Source organism: Advenella sp. RU8 (assembly GCF_048381675.1).
In the GTDB taxonomy this organism is placed as follows: Bacteria; Pseudomonadota; Gammaproteobacteria; order Burkholderiales; family Burkholderiaceae_B; genus Advenella.
The window spans coordinates 21,968-40,691 of the sequence record NZ_JBLWIS010000001.1 but is presented as its reverse complement, the minus strand read 5'-3'; the positions used below and the strand labels follow the sequence as shown (position 1 = coordinate 40,691).

The 18,724-nt window shown below is 48.5% G+C and carries 15 protein-coding genes; 8 read left to right on the top strand and 7 right to left on the bottom strand.

Features of this window, described 5'->3' with window-relative positions; all coding sequences use genetic code 11:
• Positions 1 to 107: 107 nt before the first annotated feature.
• Entirely contained in the window at positions 108 to 1,550 is a 1,443-nt protein-coding gene (locus tag ACM5Q9_RS00195; RefSeq protein WP_418143140.1) for an IS1634 family transposase, read from the bottom strand.
• Positions 1,551 to 2,050: 500 nt separating this feature from the next.
• Here ACM5Q9_RS00195 and ACM5Q9_RS00190 point away from each other — a divergent pair, with 500 nt between their 5' ends.
• From ACM5Q9_RS00190 to ACM5Q9_RS00175, 4 genes are all read left to right on the top strand, one after another.
• Positions 2,051 to 5,047 (top strand): autotransporter domain-containing protein, encoded by a 2,997-nt coding sequence (locus ACM5Q9_RS00190; protein ID WP_418142724.1) that lies wholly within the window; start codon positions 2,051 to 2,053, stop codon positions 5,045 to 5,047.
• 174 nt (positions 5,048 to 5,221) lie between these two features.
• On the top strand, positions 5,222 to 6,367 hold the full coding sequence (locus ACM5Q9_RS00185) for a hypothetical protein (RefSeq protein ID WP_418142723.1): 1,146 nt from the start codon (positions 5,222 to 5,224) through the stop codon (positions 6,365 to 6,367).
• A 187-nt stretch (positions 6,368 to 6,554) separates the two neighbouring features.
• A complete protein-coding gene (locus tag ACM5Q9_RS00180) occupies positions 6,555 to 7,853 on the top strand; it encodes an AAA family ATPase (RefSeq protein WP_418142722.1) in 1,299 nt (432 codons plus the stop codon).
• Positions 7,846 to 8,391: a hypothetical protein gene (locus tag ACM5Q9_RS00175; protein ID WP_418142721.1), complete on the top strand. Its 546-nt coding sequence runs from the start codon at positions 7,846 to 7,848 to the stop codon at positions 8,389 to 8,391. Before ACM5Q9_RS00180 ends, ACM5Q9_RS00175 begins: the two co-directional genes overlap by 8 nt.
• 288 nt (positions 8,392 to 8,679) lie before the next feature.
• Here the strand turns inward: ACM5Q9_RS00175 and ACM5Q9_RS00170 are convergent, their stop codons facing one another.
• Together ACM5Q9_RS00170 and ACM5Q9_RS00165 are read right to left on the bottom strand one after the other, a co-directional pair.
• Positions 8,680 to 9,747, bottom strand: a complete 1,068-nt coding sequence (locus tag ACM5Q9_RS00170) for a 2-keto-3-deoxygluconate permease (protein WP_418142720.1) — start codon at positions 9,745 to 9,747, stop codon at positions 8,680 to 8,682.
• A gap of 64 nt (positions 9,748 to 9,811) precedes the next feature.
• The gene (locus ACM5Q9_RS00165; protein ID WP_418142719.1) at positions 9,812 to 10,603 is read right to left on the bottom strand and encodes a 1,6-dihydroxycyclohexa-2,4-diene-1-carboxylate dehydrogenase; all 792 of its coding nucleotides are present in this window, start codon (positions 10,601 to 10,603) and stop codon (positions 9,812 to 9,814) included.
• A gap of 372 nt (positions 10,604 to 10,975) precedes the next feature.
• Between ACM5Q9_RS00165 and ACM5Q9_RS00160 the strand changes: the two genes are divergently transcribed.
• Entirely contained in the window at positions 10,976 to 11,341 is a 366-nt protein-coding gene (locus ACM5Q9_RS00160; protein WP_418142718.1) for a hypothetical protein, read from the top strand.
• 6 nt (positions 11,342 to 11,347) lie between these two features.
• Here ACM5Q9_RS00160 and ACM5Q9_RS00155 read toward each other — a convergent pair whose 3' ends face one another.
• Genes ACM5Q9_RS00155 through ACM5Q9_RS00145 form a run of 3 tightly spaced genes read right to left on the bottom strand, consistent with a single transcriptional unit; the run spans position 11,348 to position 13,081 of the window.
• Positions 11,348 to 12,076, bottom strand: a complete 729-nt coding sequence (locus ACM5Q9_RS00155; RefSeq protein ID WP_418142717.1) for a cytochrome b/b6 domain-containing protein — start codon at positions 12,074 to 12,076, stop codon at positions 11,348 to 11,350.
• A gap of 32 nt (positions 12,077 to 12,108) precedes the next feature.
• Positions 12,109 to 12,624, bottom strand: a complete 516-nt coding sequence (locus ACM5Q9_RS00150) for a diheme cytochrome c (RefSeq protein ID WP_418142716.1) — start codon at positions 12,622 to 12,624, stop codon at positions 12,109 to 12,111.
• A gap of 31 nt (positions 12,625 to 12,655) precedes the next feature.
• Entirely contained in the window at positions 12,656 to 13,081 is a 426-nt protein-coding gene (locus ACM5Q9_RS00145) for a DUF1924 domain-containing protein (protein WP_418142715.1), read from the bottom strand.
• 340 nt (positions 13,082 to 13,421) lie between these two features.
• Here ACM5Q9_RS00145 and galU point away from each other — a divergent pair, with 340 nt between their 5' ends.
• From galU to pgi, 3 genes are read left to right on the top strand one after another with little or no spacing between them, the layout of a single operon-like run.
• Positions 13,422 to 14,297 (top strand): UTP--glucose-1-phosphate uridylyltransferase GalU, encoded by an 876-nt coding sequence (galU, locus tag ACM5Q9_RS00140; RefSeq protein ID WP_418142714.1) that lies wholly within the window; start codon positions 13,422 to 13,424, stop codon positions 14,295 to 14,297.
• Positions 14,298 to 14,335: 38 nt separating this feature from the next.
• Positions 14,336 to 15,589 (top strand): nucleotide sugar dehydrogenase, encoded by a 1,254-nt coding sequence (locus ACM5Q9_RS00135; RefSeq protein ID WP_418142713.1) that lies wholly within the window; start codon positions 14,336 to 14,338, stop codon positions 15,587 to 15,589.
• Positions 15,589 to 17,250 carry a glucose-6-phosphate isomerase gene (pgi, locus tag ACM5Q9_RS00130; RefSeq protein WP_418142712.1) on the top strand — a complete coding sequence of 554 codons (1,662 nt, stop codon included), beginning with the start codon at positions 15,589 to 15,591 and terminating at the stop codon, positions 17,248 to 17,250. The genes ACM5Q9_RS00135 and pgi overlap by 1 nt, the downstream gene beginning before the upstream one ends.
• Positions 17,251 to 17,782: 532 nt before the next feature.
• Here the strand turns inward: pgi and ACM5Q9_RS00125 are convergent.
• Entirely contained in the window at positions 17,783 to 18,436 is a 654-nt protein-coding gene (locus ACM5Q9_RS00125; RefSeq protein ID WP_418142711.1) for an NYN domain-containing protein, read from the bottom strand.
• Positions 18,437 to 18,724: the final 288 nt, after the last annotated feature.

Below are 18,724 nucleotides of genomic sequence, written 5' to 3'. Positions count from 1 at the left end.
ACTCCTACTCGTTCGTTTACTCGTTCTCTCGCTCTGCTGAACTCCCGAGTTCGACAGTTAGAAATGTAAGTGATTGATTTGTAATGAATCGTTTTAAAAACGCTCCATTACAAGTTCACATAAGCAAGATCCGTCAGTGGCTTTTTAACCTTCAGGCTGGCCAATATCGCGGCTTGTTCCGCATCAATGGCAGAGATCCCTGTAATGGGTGCCTGGCCCTCAAACGTAACTTGATGGGTCTGAATCCGGCGCAATATTGACAAGGCCCGTTCCGGTGAGCAGATGTCGGGCACCGGATTTTGATACAGTCGTTCACGCATGACACGCGCAAGCACCAACGCGATAAAACAGATATACGCATGCGCCCGGATGCGATCGGGCAAGCGATGATAGACCGGTCCGATTTCGATATCTGATTTGAGCATCTTGAATCCGCGTTCGATATCGGCCAGGGATTTATAACGGGCGATGACTTCGCTCGCCTTCAGATCCTCCGTATTGGTGACTAGTAGCAGTTTGCCATCCAGGGCGATGCTGGCATCCCGTTGCGCGGTTTGCTCAGCAGCTCGGTACCGATTATGCGCGACGACCAACCGCAGGTTGTTCCATTGTTCCTCACCCACGATGTCGGGTTCCTCAGCATGCTGCACACGCTGATTAAACGGTGCCAGCAGATCGGCAAATTCGTTGTACCGGCGGCCCGGTACCGCCAGAATGAATTCCAGCGGTGCGCCGGATGGCAGCACGATTTTTTGCAAGGTCTCCAGGTTATCGAGCGACAGCAAGCCCCGATCGGCAACGGCAATGACCCGCTTGATCGGAAAGCGTTCCAGTACTTTAAGTAACGATGACTTCAAGGTGCCGACCTCGGCCGTGTTGCCCGGGAAGACCTCGTGATACAGGGGAATCCCTTCGGCGGTTTGCACCAGACCCAGCATGAATTGACGGGCAAGACCTCCTTCCTTGGATTTGCCAAACTGGCGGATCTCTTCGTCGGTCTCCGACAGGCCTTCAGCCCGGATGGTGGTCATATCGTAGAAAACAACGGAAAGATCTTCACTGACGAGTGGCCGTACAGCATCGGCCAGAACCTGATCAATCACTTCCTGATGTTCCAACAGGGCATCCATGGTACGCAGCAGTTGCTGGTGATTAATGGCATCCAGATCCGTTTCAGGCAGGCTGACGGTCTTGATCCACCGTAAGGTGCCCAGCTTGGAGTCAGCATCACACAGGCGGTTGATGACCATGACGCGTAACAACGCTTCCAGATCAATACGATGACGCGTTCGTTGTTTCAATACCCGGCGCAAACGGTCCAGCCCCAGTTGCTTCCAGATTTGGGTAAGCACCCAGACATCGCCCAACGCACGAGATGATTCAAACTGCGGGGCGCCACTACCCGCAGCAGGCGCGCCGTCCACACCCAGAAGGCGAGACAATCCCTCATGCATGGATTTGATGGAGTCACCCAGTTGATCCAACCGCCCAAACGTGGCCACCGTGCGCTGCTTGGGGCGCCCGGTATCGTCGCGGTAGGCCTCGACCAGTTGTACGTAGCGCCTGGGGCCTGATTTAGTGACTTCGTAAACTTACCCTAAAAAAGCACAAGCCAAAACCAGAGATTTCTGCCATTATCATCTTTGTTGGAGGAAATCATGAAACGACCCAAAGTTACAGAAACTCAGATTGTGGCTATTTTGAAGTTCGATGTTTGTCACACTGGTTGTCATATACTTCATGTGTGTCAGCTATCCTGCCCGAGGGGAGGCTCCCACGCAGGAGCATGGGAGCCAGGACAGACTCTTCTTTTTTGCCCGTTATTTTGACTACCGTCATATTCAAAGAAGTACCGTACTATTCAATCTGGCAAAGCTTAATCAGGATTTCAATTACTGTTGCAGGATTGCCTCTCTCAACAACAGTTAAACGCCAAATATCAAGGTCTTGAGGTATCATTTAGCGCTACAAATTTGCAATTTATACTTTCTTGCCAATACCTGAACGTTGCTGTTCACGGTAAGCTGGACGGTGTGAAACAGGTGCTGAAATGAGTTCAAAAAAACAATGCAACCGACGAAAGACACTATCTGTGATGTGGCGAGTGTTTCCCGTTTTTATGCTCACAACCAGCATTGCTGCCGCGCAGAGCGAATACGAAACGCAAGAATATTTCGCGCAGCGCGGCCTCTCACTCATTAATACGATTGATGCGTATAACCAAGGCTATACCGGTCAAGGCGTGACGGTGGGCGTTGTGGACTCTGGCATTGTGGTAAACCATCCGGAATTTGCAGGAAAAATTGCAGGTGGATACGACTTCAATTTAGTACAGGCAATTACACAAGAAAGTGGTACGGATGATATTCCGATGGGCCATGGCTCGCATGTAAGTGGCATTATCGCGGCTAATCGCGATGGTGAGGGTATGCATGGTGTCGCCTTTAATTCGAAGTTATTCGTTGCTCGTTACGGACTAGGTGCTCTTGATGACGATGACGATGACGATGACGATGACGATGATGATGACGATGATGACGATGACGATGAAAATTATCAGCAGTTTGCTGCAATAACTGATCGCATATTCTCAAACGCGTGGAACTACATGGCAGAGCAGCGCCTTGCAGTGATCAATAATAGCGTTGGTGTGAACAGTTGTAGTGACGGGGCTGCCAGTGATGGTTCACAGCCCTGTAATGTGGCTGATTTCTTGCCAGAGGCCACACATTACTTTGATGCAAAAACGTTGTTTCCCAATATTATTGACTCCTTTCACAACCTACAAAAAGCCGGCACCTTGATGGTGTTTGCAACGGGCAACGAAGTACAGCCTAATCCCGATTTTTTTGCCGGGATGCCTTTGTTAGATCCCGAGCTGCAGCCTAATTGGCTCGCCGTCACGGCGGTTAATGCGGATCTGGAGAGTAGCACGCCTAATCTAGCTTGGTATTCCAATGCCTGCGGCCTGGCCAAAGCCTGGTGTTTAGCTGCACCGGGAAGTAATGCCGATGATTATGTCGGCATCAATTCGGTGCATAGTGCCGGGGGCTATGTCATGATGGAAGGCACCTCGATGGCAGCCCCCCATGCGACAGGTGTGGCAGCTTTAGTTAAAGAAGCTTTTCCTTTCTTTACCGCCTATCATCTGCAGCAGTCATTGTTGACCACGGCGACAGACTTAACCCCCCATGATGGCTATCGTTTAGATGATCGATTTGGGTGGGGGCTATTAAACGCCGGTAAAGCGGTACGTGGTCCCGCGGTATTTGTATCGATGTTTGATGTCGACACCCAAGGGTATAACGCGACGTTTTCAAATGATATTAGTGACCTGTCCACAGACCCCGACTTTCTTAACCAAAAGGGCTCGTTACGTAAGACGGGGGCAGGATCATTGACCTTAAGCGGTCGCAATACGTACCAAGGCACGACCAGCGTAGACGGTGGCACATTGCGCATTACGGGTATGCAGAATACGGGTGATCATATCGTTAACGCAGGGGTGTTGCGCGTTGATGGCACGATTGCCCCAGGCGTAATGACGACGGTCAATACGCAAGGTGTGTTAGAGGGAACGGGTACAACAGGCTCGGTGCTCAATAAGGGAACAGTTGCACCAGGCAACTCTATTGGTACCTTGACGGTGAATGGTCACTACACGGCGGCCCCGGGTTCGACCTTGGCGATCGAGGTAGATAACAACAATCGTGTGGATGTTTTGCACGTCACGGGTAATACAACCTTCCAATCCGGTGCAGTGGTGGCCTTGCAAGGTGAGGTGTTTCGTCAAGGCATCGCTTATGACTTCCTTGAAGCGGGCGGAACAGTCGCCAATCAAGGACTTGTGTTTGACTCGTCACTATTGTTTTTAACGCCTCGGGCGACCGCATCGGCATCGGGCTTATCGTTTAATGTACATCGCAATAGTGTAGCGTTCTCGGACTTCACCTCAGGGCATAATCAGACGGCAGTTGCCAATGCCTTGGATCGCTTCTCCAATCAGCCTGCGACAGGATTGTCGAGCATTTATGACGAGTTGTTAAATGGCCAGGGCACTGAGTTTGGCGCAAAAATGGATCAGCTAAGTGGTGAGGCCTATGCCAGCGTAGAGTCAGCACTGTTGACGCAAAGCAAGCTCTGGACAAATGCGGCAAGTCGTCGCATGGACACCTTATTTACAAGATTTTCTGAATCGCAATCTCCGTTATGGCTCAGCGTACAACGTCAGTGGACAGACCTAAACGGTCGTAGTGGCACGACCGATGTACGCAACACCACCAATGGGCTGTTTATTGGCGGTGATGCGCGCATTGGCAACGGTGGGCATATTGGGGCAGCGTTTGGTTATCACGATGGCAACGTACGGGTGCATGATCGTCAAAGCCATGCCAAGACCGAGAGTTATACCCTGGCCATTTACGGGGGCACACAGTGGGCGTTATCAAATGGTCATGTGCTGAACTGGCGTTCTTCTGCTGCCTGGACACATCACGATGTAGATATGAAACGCAATGGTATTACTGTGGGTAAGCCACAATCGTTAAGTGCCTCCTACCACGGCCAACAAGTACAGGCATATACCGAATTAGGTTATGCCATGCCGGTGAGCACAAGTACGGCGCTCCAGCCCTTTGCCCGGCTGGATTGGACACAACAGCGCAGTGGCAGTTTTACCGAGTCTGGTGGCGAAGCGGCTTTGCATGGCAAACGCAAAACGAATGATGTAACCAGCTTTAACCTGGGCCTGCGTAGCTACTCGGAGTTTGCGCTAAGCCATGAAAGCGCTGCACGTGTCTCAGCGTCGATAGGATGGCGTCATGCGCAAGGGGATGTAACCCCTAAGCGCACCCTGCAGTTTGATCAGCTGCGTGAGGCACGCTTTACCGTTAATGGTGCCCCAATCAGCCGCAACAGTCTGCAGTTAGGGCTGAATGGCGAGGTCGATGTGCATAAAAACGCGAGCATTGGCTTGAACTACAGTGGTGAGTTCGGCGGTGGTAACACCAGCAACGCCGGATCGTTGTATCTGAAGGTGAGGTTCTAACCAGACAACCACAACGCGTGGTTCACAACCCCCTTCGGTCAGACTAGTTGTCCCATACTTCATGTATGTCAGCGATTCTGTCAAAGGAGGCTCCCACGCTGGAGCATGGGAGCGAGTAAAATGCATATATCCGCTATGGCAAGATCACTCATTATTAATCCTGGAATCACTTGAATGTCACTCACCACCACCAAAACCGGGCAACAGCTTAACAAAACCACACATTCTCCCAAGGAACAGCGTTTTAATAGGGCTTGGCAACAGGTTATCAACCAGCAGAAAGAAAATGATGAGTTCCGGGAAAATGTCCAGATTTTTATCCGTGAAACACTTGATCAAATCCGGGACACAGAAAAAGCGTGCATGGAAGCCATGTACGATACATGCCTTCACCTGCTTGGGTTTTTCAGCAGAAAATCCATGCCGCAGTGGCAGCGTGAAACATTAATGTCCTGGCTAACGCAATATCTGCGCGCCATGCAGGATAATCCGTTCAGCGTTCACCTTGACCTGGCCCCCATCACGCAGGGGTTGAATGACGCGTTAGATGCCATGTATCCGCACTTGTCGATTCAGTGCGAATCTCAGCCATACGAGCCCGAGTTTCATGACGGCAGCATGCCAGAATCAACGCACGAAGATTACTTTTCTGAAAATGACCCGCACGATTTTTTTAACGAATTTGAACAAACCGGTGCGGCAAGTCATCCCGGCCAGGAACAGGATGACGCTGATGAGAGCGAATCATTTTTTCACCACTTTTTCAAACAACAACAGGCTTTTGAGCAAGAGCGCCTGGAACAAAGCCAGGCCTTGAAACGACTGATGAAGTCCTCATCGGTGAATAAGCTGTTTCGCAAAGTCGCCGGTATTTTACACCCGGATAAAGAAAAAAACGAAGCGGCACGCCAGGAAAAAAACCGTTTGATGAGCGAGCTGATTGAGGCCCGGAACACCAATGACATCCCACGCATCTTTGCTTTTTACGCCGAATATGTTGGCCAGTCTCCCTTGCAAGAGCTGGGTGAAGACCTGGATAGTGCAACCGATTTGCTTGAACGGCAGTACCTGGACTTGCTCATTACCAAAGAAGATATTCTGCATGAAGAACCACTTACTGCAGATTTGTATCGCCAGTTTCAGCGGAAATCGCCAGCAGCCACCCAACGCGCCATCAAGAAACACCTGAAAGAGACCAAGGCACATGCCCAAACCCTGCAATCACTACGTCGGGATATCACCAGTTTGAACAAACTCAAACCCTACCTTGAGTTTCGATATGAAACACTCATGCAGAGCGAAGTACTGGATTTTATTTAAGGGTTTGAGGCTGAGAGCGGTGATTATGCCAAGGGCTCCAGCAGGGCCGGGCATCAGCGAGAGGGAGGGAAGGATATCAACTTCATGTATAATAAACTGCAGTCATTCGTGCAAAACTTGTGCAAACCGTAAAGCCCCCTGGCACAAGCATCAATAACAAATCCGACAATCCAGACAGATATCAATAATGAAGCTACTCATTGAAAACATAGGCATGATCCGTCAAGCAGAAATTGACCTGCACTCTTTGTGTGTTATTGCCGGAGAAAATGACAACGGTAAAAGCACTATTGGTAAAATCGTTTTCTGTATTCTTAAAGCAGTCAACCGGTATAAAGAAGATTTGCGAGAATCCAAAGATTACTGGATCAATGAAAAACTCAATGAGATTTATTTTTTTCTGCGTGCAAACCTGAAAACAAAGAATGACTCACTAACAGAACGCATGATGTTTTTGCGCTCTCACTCGCTTAACGAACAAATCTCAAGCGAACAATGGCCTGTCTTTGATAGTCTCCTTAATGAACTGATACACACGGCAGAATTAAACATCGAACAAAAAGAACATGTTGTTCAATTGCATAACGAAATAAAAGAACTGGTTGCCCAACCTGAAAACCAGCGCAAAGCAATTGAAAATGCCTTTAACAAAATTTTTGCCTCAGAATTTGACTCATCCCTTCTTCTGCAAGGAGCAAGCAAAGGCTATATTCAACTGCTGGATAACAATATCACCCTGATTCACCTGGAAGTAGATCAGCATAATGGTGTAACCTTGCTTAGTGAAATTGAGCCTATCGAATTAAAAGATGCCACTTTCATTGATTCTGCACTTGTCCTGAACTACCATGACGTGCTTATCCGCAGCCAAACCCTGCTGGATATAGACAAAAGAAGACTGGGCAATTTAGGGATGGCCTATACCACGCTGCATACCAAAGATTTATTTGATAAATTACGTAACCCTGTACTACCCAACAGCCTGTTTGATATTGATAAGACTGAATTGTTAAACGAACTGCACAATATCGTTAATGGTGAAATTGCCTATGATAAAAATGCACGTGACTTTGTCTTCAGACGAAATCAAGAAGATATTTCCATAAAAAATACCGCCAGCGGTATTAAGGTTTTTGGCTTGCTGCAAATACTGATTGCCAATGACTTTATCAGTAAAAACAGCATGCTGGTTTTTGATGAACCAGAAAACCACCTGCACCCAAAATGGCAACTGAAGCTGGCGGAATTTCTGGTAAGACTGGCCAGAAATGGGATTTATATCCTTCTTTCTTCCCATAGTCCATATATTATAGAAGCCCTGAAACGATACGGTGACCAGGCAGGTCTGGCAAAAAAATCCCGTTTTTTTCTGGCAGAAAACCGCTGCATAAAAAATGAAGACAGGCTGGGGGAAATTTTTCAGGTATTGGCCGAACCTTTTGAAGTATTCCGCAAAATGGATGCCGAGGTGTTGCGCGGTGAGTAAATTCAAGCTCAAAGATTTTCTGGAAAAAGAGCTTGGTGCATATAAATCAAGTTTCAAACAAACCAGTTACGATGACGCACATCAACAATATCTGTGCCAGGATGAAAACAGGCCCAATGTATATAATTTTGATGAATATATCAAAGCCAATTACAACAAAAGCAGGCTACCCGCCTCACCAGATGCCATCCATATCGACAATAAAAGACTTTACTGCGTTGAATTTAAAAATCAACGTAGTAGTCAAATTGATAATCATGAGATTCAAAGAAAATTTACAAATGGCACTGAAATTCTTCAGGAAATGCTGAAAAACTTCACGCCCCGTGATTGCCAATATCACTTTTACGTTGTTTTTAAAACCGGCAATAAACCCCGTTATTTTGACTACCGTCACATTCAAAGAAGTGCCATACTGTTTAATCTGGAAAAACTCAATCAGGATTTCAATTACTTTTATGACCGGATTCTGACAGAAAGCATTGATTTTTTTGTAGACGAATTTCAAGATTTAAGATGCGACGGCAGTAAGTATTGACTTGTTTCTACAGAGGTATCTTACTTACTCGCTCCCATGCTCCGGGTCATAGTCATCAACCGCTTATGTGATGAAGACCCCAAGCTGTGTCCTCTGCGATGGATCAAGGCAGTCAGCCTGCCTGAAACAGATCTGGACGCCCCCTCTGTCAAACTGTTTTTCCGATACTTCATGTATGTCAGCGATTCTGCCAAAGGAGGCTCCCACGCAAGAGCATGGGAGCCAGGAACATCCTGCCCGAGGGGGAGGCTCCCACGCGGGAGCCAATACACTCCCCTTCAAGCAACCTCAGCGAGTAGCTGGTTTTATCTCGTAGCCAACTTCCTCACTCGTCTGTTCCACCTCATACAATGCTTCTTCATTTTCCGGCGTGATGCCATGACGTTTTTGCCAGCCCGCAAACCAGGCTACAAAAAACGGCAGTACGAAAGCGGTAGTAACGACGGCTGCGGCAATTTGTGCTGTTGCGGCATCTTGAACAGCCAGATAAGTGGGATCCAAAGAGGCAACAATAGCAGGCGTTGCAATGGCATTACCCGCAACACTTGCCTCGGAAGCGGCAGAAACCATGTTTCTGGTGGGTTTGGGATGACGACGAACCACATGCCAGATATACAGGGAAATAATCGCGGCACCACCCGAAATAACGGCTGTTGCAATGCCCAATAACACCCCAATTGCACCTTGGCCCAGCAATACCTCCAGATTAATACCGGCGCCAATGGCAAAAGCGGCAAAAGGAATAATCAGTTTTTCACCGGGAGCCAAAAAATTACGGGCAATCGTACTGCTGTTTCCAAGAATGAAACCAAAGATCATGGGGAAAACAGCGGCAAAAAGAGCCATCAGGGGGAAAGCGGCAAGACCGGCAACGCCCAATGCAACCAGAGTAAGGAAAGGACCATCATTGATCGACAGAATGGAAATGGCCCCCTTATCTGTCTTGTTGCCAAACTGGCTGGTCAGGGCGACATACAGTGAACCGTTTGAGTTGGACATCCCGGCAATAATGGCCAGTGGAAGCAATCCAAACAGCACGCCATCCGGCGCAAAAAAAGCAACACTAAGCCCGAAAATAACGGCTATGCCGAATTTTGCCACCAGTAAAACGATTCCCTTTTCCACCGAGGGCAGTGCCGAACGAAAACTGATTTGGGAACCTACAGACAGAAAGAAAAGCCCGATTAAAACAGCCAGTCCATTCTTGAACAGCGCGGTTGTAAAGCTGCCAATATTCAATACTTCAGGTGCGAAAGTATTAAATATGACACCAAGGAACAAAGGCACAATCATCAATGCACCAGGTATTTTTAAAAGCTTAAGCAGAACCTTATCAAAACTTGTGTAATTTTCCATTTTGTCTATCCTTTTGTGTTTATTTTAAAAATTGATATATCTCATGAACATTCTTGGTAATTTTTTAACCTTGATCGCCACCACCGGAGGGAAGCACTGTGCCTGTAATGTATGACGCCTCATCGGAAGCCATGAACAGCAAGGGTGCGACCATCTCATCAATGGTTCCGTAACGGCCAAAATAGGTACTGTCTTTTGTTTGTTCTATGATTTCCTGGTACCAAATCTGATCCTGTTCAGCAAGATCTGATGGGTTGCCCAAGGGGTTTCTGGGGATGCGACGTGCAGGCGCCTCTGTACCGCCAACAGCAACAGCCACCACACGAACACCTTTAGGGGCAGCTTCCATGGCAAGCGATGCAGTTAACGCATTCACGCCACCTTTGGCCGCCGCATAAGGAACACGATAGATACTTCTGGTAGCGATAGAGGAAACGTTCACAATAACCCCACGTTTTTTTTCCACCATGTAGGGTAGTACCGCACGGCAGCACCATAACGTTGGAAATAAAGACCGGTTCACTTCATCCACAATGTGCGCCGGCTCATATTTTTCGAAGGGTCTTGTCCAGATTGTTCCGCCAACGTTATTGAAAAGAACATCGATTTGGCCGTAATGCTCAATCGCATGAGCCGCCATCTTTTCTGCCCCTTCGTAAGTCTCCAGATCAGCCTCAACCCAGGAAACTTTTGCATTGCTGTCGTTATTCTTGATTTTTTCAGCCACGTCTTTCACAAGGGGTGAGCGATCCACCAGCACTGTTGTGCCGCCTTCCTGCGAAACTCGTGTTGCCAAACCTTCACCAATACCCTGAGCAGCGCCAGTTACAATCACTACCTTATTAGCGAATCTCATTACTCACCTCTAATCCTTCATATTTATGTTCATTTCCATGAGAAATGTTTTTGATTTAAAACTGAGGCTCAAGCTTATTAGTGTTTTCGCAAAGGCGTCTAATACCATAAAGATCAGAACCCATACCTTTAAGATATAGGTCAACGATTAAGCAAAAAAATCAAGTGCTTATATTTACAGTTAAATTTTGAATACAGGGTTAACGCTAACCCTCGTTGATAAGATAGTTGTCACCCCGCAGCAACTTTTTACGCTCCGCCTGGGAACGCATCACCCAGCAAACACCCTGCCAAACCGGGAGCAAATTACGCTGGCATTTTCAATGGTTTGCCATATACTATGCCGAAACGACACTACATAAGGAAATTCATCATGAAGAAATATCTAGTTGCCTGCTTATTGGCTGCCGCCACAACTCCGGCTTTTGCCGAAACATTCTCGGGCCCTCTGATTGCCGCGTTTTATATGGAAACCATGTCCACCCCCAAAGGCTGGGAGCTTTCTTATAAAGGCAAGGAAGGCCCGGTACAGGTTTTTACCATGCGAAGAGACCTGGACGCCTACCCGCAAACGGCAATCATGTCACCCATTGACCAAATGCGACGGGTCATGTGCGGTGATGACACCCTGAAAGACATGATGAAAAACGGGCTTAAAGTAAGGGTTGACGCAAAGGATAAAAAAGATGGCAAGGTGAAAACGGTCAAAGGACCAATATTGTCCTCATGCCCGAATTAATACCGCTCAATCATCCTCCCCAATGCTGCTGATTGCCACGGGCGAAACCAGGCCGTTGGGTGATTGTTGCCATTCAAAGGCGCCATAAGCCAATACAGTCACCAGTATCAAAATGGCCAGCCAGCCACGATTGTTTTTAACCAAGTCCGGTCCAGTGCCTTCAACCCGGCCTGTCAGCATGGGGCTAGCCTGGTTTTTTCGACGTAAAAAACTCAAACCTATAATCAGGCCTAAATGCGCCAACACCACAATCAAAAACGCCTCACCAAAAAACTCGTGCAAGTCTTCCAGCCAATCTCCCCCCAGAAAATCGCTCCAATCGTTATAGGTGCCATAGCCACTTAACGTTAGGGGAATGGTCATTAACAGCAACAGGATAATCGCCAATGCCATCAGCATGTTCTGGCCCTGCCGCCAGTTGATGCCTGACACAGACTGGCTGCTTATCGCATTACGCAGCCACTGGGGCGCATTAGACACTTTATTCCACAACGATTTCAGGCTAACTTGCCGTGGGCCGAACAGGCCGTACACAATCCGGAAAACCAGCAACCCGGCCATGGTGTAGCCCGAGGTGACATGCAATAGCCGCCATTGCTCGCCATCTGCCGTCAGGTAGGCAATTAAAAAGCTGGCGGCAAACAGCCAGTGAAACATACGGGTAGGCGCATCGCTGACGCGCCGGGTTGAGCGAGTAGTGGCTTGATTGGCCTGAGAAGATGAAAGGGTTTGCATAATACGGTCATGTCCTTTACTTTAATTTTTAATTAATCATTCCATGCGCGACGGGAACGACTGTCCAGTCCGGTCGGAAACTTCAGGTTGTCATCATCAAACTCGCCCCTTTCCGCACCGGTATGGCAGGCGGCGCAATTGGCAGCGCTTTTAACACTGTCCAGCCGCCATACCTCGGGACGTACTTCCCGGTGTTTGCGTACAAACCATTTTGAGCGGGTAATCCTGTTTTCTGGCGGTGCTTCGGCCACCCGTTTGTACGTGCCGGCATGGCTTTCAAGCCATTGGGTCAGTTGTTTAACAGTTTCATCGTCAAGAGAAGCATCTGTGCCATAGTGGTTTTCAAGGTCACCCATCATTTGCCGCCAAGAGTTTTGGGGTAGCATGCCGGGGGGATAGGCAATATGGCAGGCTGCACATTCCTGCTGGTAAGACGGGGGGGTCTGAATAGGCATTAGTTGATCACTATCAGCCATGGCACTGGACATCGTGGCCAGGCAAAGCGCTGAAGTCATCAATATGAATGTAAGCGGGTTGACGGTTTTCATCAGGTGGCTCCATCAGGTTCAAGAGGTAAAATTACAGTTTCAAGCTAAGCAGATAGGCAATGACGTCGGCTTTTTCAGCAGCGGTGCATTCCCGGCCAAGCACATCCTTGCAGTTGCGACGAAACCATTTGTTGACTTTGGCCGTATCGGTAAACGCATTGTCGTTGGCGGCTGGTGCCAATGGCGGAATGCTTTTGCCGGTATTGGCATGGGTGCCCGTTTTTACCGGAGCCGCACCATGACAAGAGGCGCAAGACCATTCCTTGCCATGTTTCTGGTTGAAAAATATTTTTCCGTTTTCTGCCTTGCCTGCCGTACCGGCCTGCGTGTTCCAGTGTTGCAACTGGGCCTGTGGCGTGGTGTCGCCCGCATGGGCATTTTGAAACATGAGTGACCCCGTTAGCACCAAGGCGGTAAATGCCAGGCTGTTGAGGATGTTTGAACGTAAGTTGGGCATGGTAGTGATTTCCTGATGTTATGTTGTGGTATGCATTCCCACGCAGATCGTGGGAACGGGCCTTAAACTTGCTTGATGGAAACCAGTGTAGTGATCTTTGCTTGAACCTATTCTGAACGGCTTGTTCATCTCCCGTTCATCAAACCGCTTTTTTAGGCAATGAAGTCTGAAATCCAGTTAAAATCCAAGAAACCATGACAAACGCTTGTAAAGTCACGGTATTATCATTCACAAAACAATCACCATCCAAAACTAACAAAACCACAATTACCCCAAAGCCCCTGACCCAAAATCACTGACACATACCAACTACATCGCTACACTTAGCCCAATACGCCTCATGATTAAAAAAGCCATTCTTCCCGTTGCCGGTTTAGGCACCCGTTTTCTTCCTGCCAGCAAATCCATTCCCAAGGAAATGGTCACTGTGGTAGACCGCCCTGCCATTGAATACGTCGTTAAGGAAGCGGTTGAAGCGGGGATTGAACAGATTATTCTGGTCACCCATTCCGCCAAGGCCTCTATTGAAAATTATTTCGACCGCAATTTTGAGCTTGAAACCACACTGGAGCAGAAGAAAAAATTTGACCTGCTAAAGGAAATCACGGAAATTCTGCCACCCAATGTAAGCGTGATCAGCGTGCGTCAGCCCCAACCCCTGGGCCTGGGGCATGCGGTTTTATGCGCCCGGGCGGTAACCGGCAATGAGCCATTTGCCGTGCTGCTGCCCGATGTGCTGGTTAAAAATGCTTCTGGCAAGAATGACCTGTCTTTAATGACTCAACGCTTTGGCCAATCTGCGGCGGCGCAAATTATGGTTGAATCGGTACCCGACGAGATGGTGGACCAGTACGGGATTGTTGACGTTGCCAGTACCCCAGCAGAAGGTGAAAGCATTGCCATGCAAGGTATTGTCGAAAAACCTGCGGTGGGTACGGCGCCTTCCAACCTGTCGGTGGTGGGTCGCTATGTATTGCCGGCGCGCATTATGCAGTTGCTGGCCGTTACCCCCAGAGGGGCTGGCAATGAAATACAGCTTACCGATGCAATTGCCCTGCTGCAAAAAGAAGAAACCGTCGAAGCCTATCGCATGAAGGGACAAACGTTTGATTGTGGCAACAAGCTGGGCTATTTAAAAGCGGTGTTGCACTATGGGGTAGAGCACCCTGCTTTGGGCGAAGATTTCAAGAGCCTGATCAAAGAGCTGGCTATCTAACCGCCCACCACCTAACAAGAAAACAACAGGAAAAACGCATGAAAGTGGCTATTTTCGGAAAAACACTCTACGCCGGGGTGATGGCAGCCCTGCTGGCCGAGTGCGGGCACCAGGTGTTTTGGTGTGACGCCAGGCAGTGTGAACTGTTCAAGCAGCATTTCCCCGATGAAAGCGTTAACCGCTTGCTGGAAAAGCAGTTTGAAGGCGGTTTTCTGGCGTGTAGCGAGTTGTCTGCCCTGCCGCTGGATATCGACGTGTATTTCTTCAGTTTCAGTCCGGCAGAAGAAGCGGCGGGCCAGGCACTGTTGCATGAACTGGCGCAACGCACGGTCATTCACCCCAAACTCATGATTAACGCGTCCACCCTGGGATTGCAGGGCACCCGCCGGCTCCGGCAAGTACTGCCCGAAGATGACTGGATTTATCTGCCCGATATTATTCAGGAAGGCAAGGCACTGAGCAGTTTCTCGCAGGTAACGCAGCTGATCGTGGGCTGTACCGAATTGGCCGTGCAGAAAAAAGTGCGTGAGTTCTTGCGTCCGCTCTTTCCCCGCGAGCAGCAGTATTTGTTCATGCCGGTGCTGGATGCCGAATTCACCAAGTTAAGCATTTCGGGCATGCTGGCCACCCGCATCAGTTATATGAATGATTTGGCGGTGGTGGCTGAAAAGCTGGGTATTGATATTGCCCATGTGCGCCAGGGCATGGCGGCAGACAGCCGCATTGGCGCCGCGTATTTATACCCGGGGGCCGGTTTTGGGGGAGATAATTTCTCTCACGATATTTTAACCCTGTCCGATACGGTGTCTGACACCGGGGTAAAAAGCCGCCTGCTGGCGCAGGTGTGGGAGATTAACGAGCAGCAAAAAGAATTGCTGTTCAGAAAACTGTGGAATTATTATCACGGTGAACTGGCGGGTAAAACAGTGGCCATTTGGGGCGCTTCTTTTAAAGAAAATACATCCAATGTGCAGCAGTCACCGGTTCATGTCATGTTAAAGGCCTTATGGGCCCAGGGTGTGACGGTAAAACTGCACGACCCGCAGGCCCTGCCTGAAATTGCGGCCATTTACGGGCAGCGTGATGATTTGGTGTTGTGCAACGACCAATACGAGGCCGTGCAGAATGCGCATGCCCTGTGTTTGCTGACCGCCTGGAAACAGTACTGGAGCCCCGATTACAAGTATTTGCTTCAGCATATGCAGCATCCCCTGGTGCTGGATGGCCGCAATATTTACGACCCCGAATATGTCAAGGCGCAGGGCTTTGCCTATATGGGAGTAGGACGATAATGAGTCACCGTATTCAACGTTTGCCACTTAACGATACCCAATCCGTGCTGGCCGGTTTAACCGAAGCCGGCCAACAGTTCCAGTCGGTTCATTTGAAGGATTTGTTTGCCCAAGATGCAGAACGTTTCGCACGTTTTCATGTGCGGTTTGATGAGGTTGTGTATGATTTCAGCAAACACCGCCTTGACCGGAAAGTGCTGAACCGTTTGATTGATTTTGCAAATGCCCAGGATTTGTCGGGCTGGATCAAACGGCTGTTTTCTGAAGAAGCCATTAATTACACCGAGCAGCGCAGTGTGATGCACTGGGCCTTGCGCCTGCCCCAAAATGATGCCAGCCATCCGGCGCTGGCGCAGCAGGTACATGCGCAATTGCAGCGCATGTTTGCCCTGGTTGAAAAGATTCATGCGGGCCAATACCGGGGTGCTACCGGCGAGGTCATCCAGGATGTCGTCAATATTGGCGTGGGCGGCTCAGACCTGGGGCCGTTAATGGCCTCACATGCCCTGGCCGATTTCAGGCAGGCAACGGTCAAACCGCTCAACATGCATTTCGTCTCCACCATGGACGGCAGCCAATTATCTGAACTGCTGCACCGGCTGCGCCCGGAAACCACCCTGTTCATTATTTCTTCCAAGTCGTTCAGCACCATCGACACCCTGTCCAACGCGCAAACCGTGCGTTTGTGGCTGGAAAAAGCCCTGGGGCAGTATACGCAGGTGTTGCGACACCATTTTGTGGGTGTTTCCACCAAACCTGAAAAGATGACGGCCTGGGGCATCGCCCCCGACAACCAGTTCCTGCTTTGGGATTGGGTGGGCGGACGCTATTCTTTATGGTCGTGCATTGGCTTGCCGATTGCCCTAACCATTGGGGTGGAAGGCTTCCGGCAGTTTCTGGCGGGTGCCCATTCGATTGACCGGCATTTCCAGTCCGCGCCTTTTGCGCAAAACATTCCCGTATTAATGGGGCTGATTGGTGCCTGGAACAATAATTTTCTGGATATCCAGACCCATGCCATGCTGCCTTATGATGGCCGGCTGAAGTATTTTTCTTCTTATTTGCAGCAGCTGGAAATGGAGTCGAATGGCAAATCCGTTCAGCGCAACGGCAAAGCGGTCAACCTTGACACCTGCCCGATTATATGGGGCGAAGTCGGCCCCAATGCCCAGCATGCGTTTTACCAGTTGCTGCACCAGGGTACGCATGCCGTCAGCTGCGATTTCATTGCCCCGGTCAAGCGCTATAACGCCAACCAGTTTACCTATGCCGAAAATGCCGAGGCCCTGGTGGCGCAGCACCACCTGGCCCTGTCCAATTGCCTGGCCCAGTCCCGATTGCTGGCATTTGGCAACCAGGCGCTGGGGGCCGATGTGCTGGAATCATTGCCCGCTTACAAGCAATATGAAGGCAACCAGCCCAGCAGCACGATTTTATTAAACGAACTCAACCCGTACAGCCTGGGCATGCTGATCGCGATGTATGAGCATAAGGTATTCGTGCAATCAGTCCTGTGGAACATCAACCCCTTTGACCAATGGGGCGTGGAAAAAGGCAAGGAAATTGCCAACCAGTTGCTACCCTTGCTTAATGGTGAAGGCGACAACCTGGACGGCCTGGATGCCTCCACCCGGGGGCTGATTGAGGTTTTGCGGGGGTGAGTGCGGGACACTTTACTGGCTCCCACGCAGGAGCATGGGAACCAGCGGAAAATTCCCCTCTGCGGAGGGGTGGCAGGCGAAGCCTGACGGGGTGGTCGGCCGTCACTTACTGGTTGTACTGGCTCCCACGCTCTGAACTGACCCCAAAAAGTTGGACACCCATTCAACTTTTATGTATGTCGTAATCAGGTTAGATTCGGCGCTTAAAAATATCTTTCTATGATCAGCATGTGCATAACCTAACACGAAAGACTTCATGTGTAATAAGGCATTCAATGCATGCCGGTAATTTTCTTCCCAATTCCCAGGATCCTCTTCTGAAATGTTAACAATCCTCTCGTTTATAGAAGGAAAATTTTCACTCATAAGGCCAAAAAATTCATTCACTTTTCTGGCATGGAATCCAAATTGAAGTAAATCAGCAACGACTACTTATAACAGTTCCCTGCTCGGGTGAGTTAAATCCTAATATCAATTAAGGTCCCAACTAATTGGACGTGGGAGAACACCCTATAATAATTTCAGAGAAGATTTATCTGTTTGGCTTTTTCATAACAGAACGTAAGCCATCAATATGCTCATTAAGATCAGGAGGTATGGCTTGCCGCAATGGATCAAGTATAAAATCAATTCCTTCCCGACGAGCAAGTTTCGCTGCAGGCACAAAATCAGCATCACCTGCCATTAGTATTATCTTATTTACCTGTTTTTTTAGAGCAAGAGAAGCTATATCAAGTCCTATTCGCATATCAACACCCTTTTGACGAACATCTAACTCATAATGGTCATCGGTTAATTGATCAAGATCCAGCTGTTTTTTAGTAATTTGTTCAATTACCCCATGCTTCAGTCGCCAGTTTGCATGTTGTAACTTACCTAATCTAAGTGCCAATTTTCTTTTTTTCTTTAAGCATTCATGCAACTCATTACGAAAAATTGCTTCAGGTGATTTACTAAAATCCATACAGCGCTTTGAAACAGGAAAATGCATTTTTTTATCAACTGGAGGACAGTCATAAAAGAAAATTCGATACAGCGGGTGTTTGACCGTCTTTTCATCCAAATGAATTAAAGCAAATCGGCAGGCCATATCTGCCATACGAGCCGCATTATAGGCATTTTCGGGGTATACACTACGAAATCGCTTAATAAAATAAGCACCGTCAATTAATACAGCAGCTGGCATAATATTGCAGTGACTAAAAAATAGAAAAGCCCAGAGGTTCGGCAACCACTTTATAGTTGTGGCGCTTACTGCTAAGGGCTGGATACCTGAAAGTATAACTGAAAAACATAGAAAAACATAGAAATTTTGATATTTTTTTACATTTCATTTGATATCGCAGAAAAAAGCATCCTCATAAAAAAGAGAAATATAATTTCCTTTTATACAAGAAAAATATATTCTGAGATCTGAACTGACCCCAAAAAGCTGGACACCTCTTCAACTTATTGGGGTCAGTTCAAGAGCGTC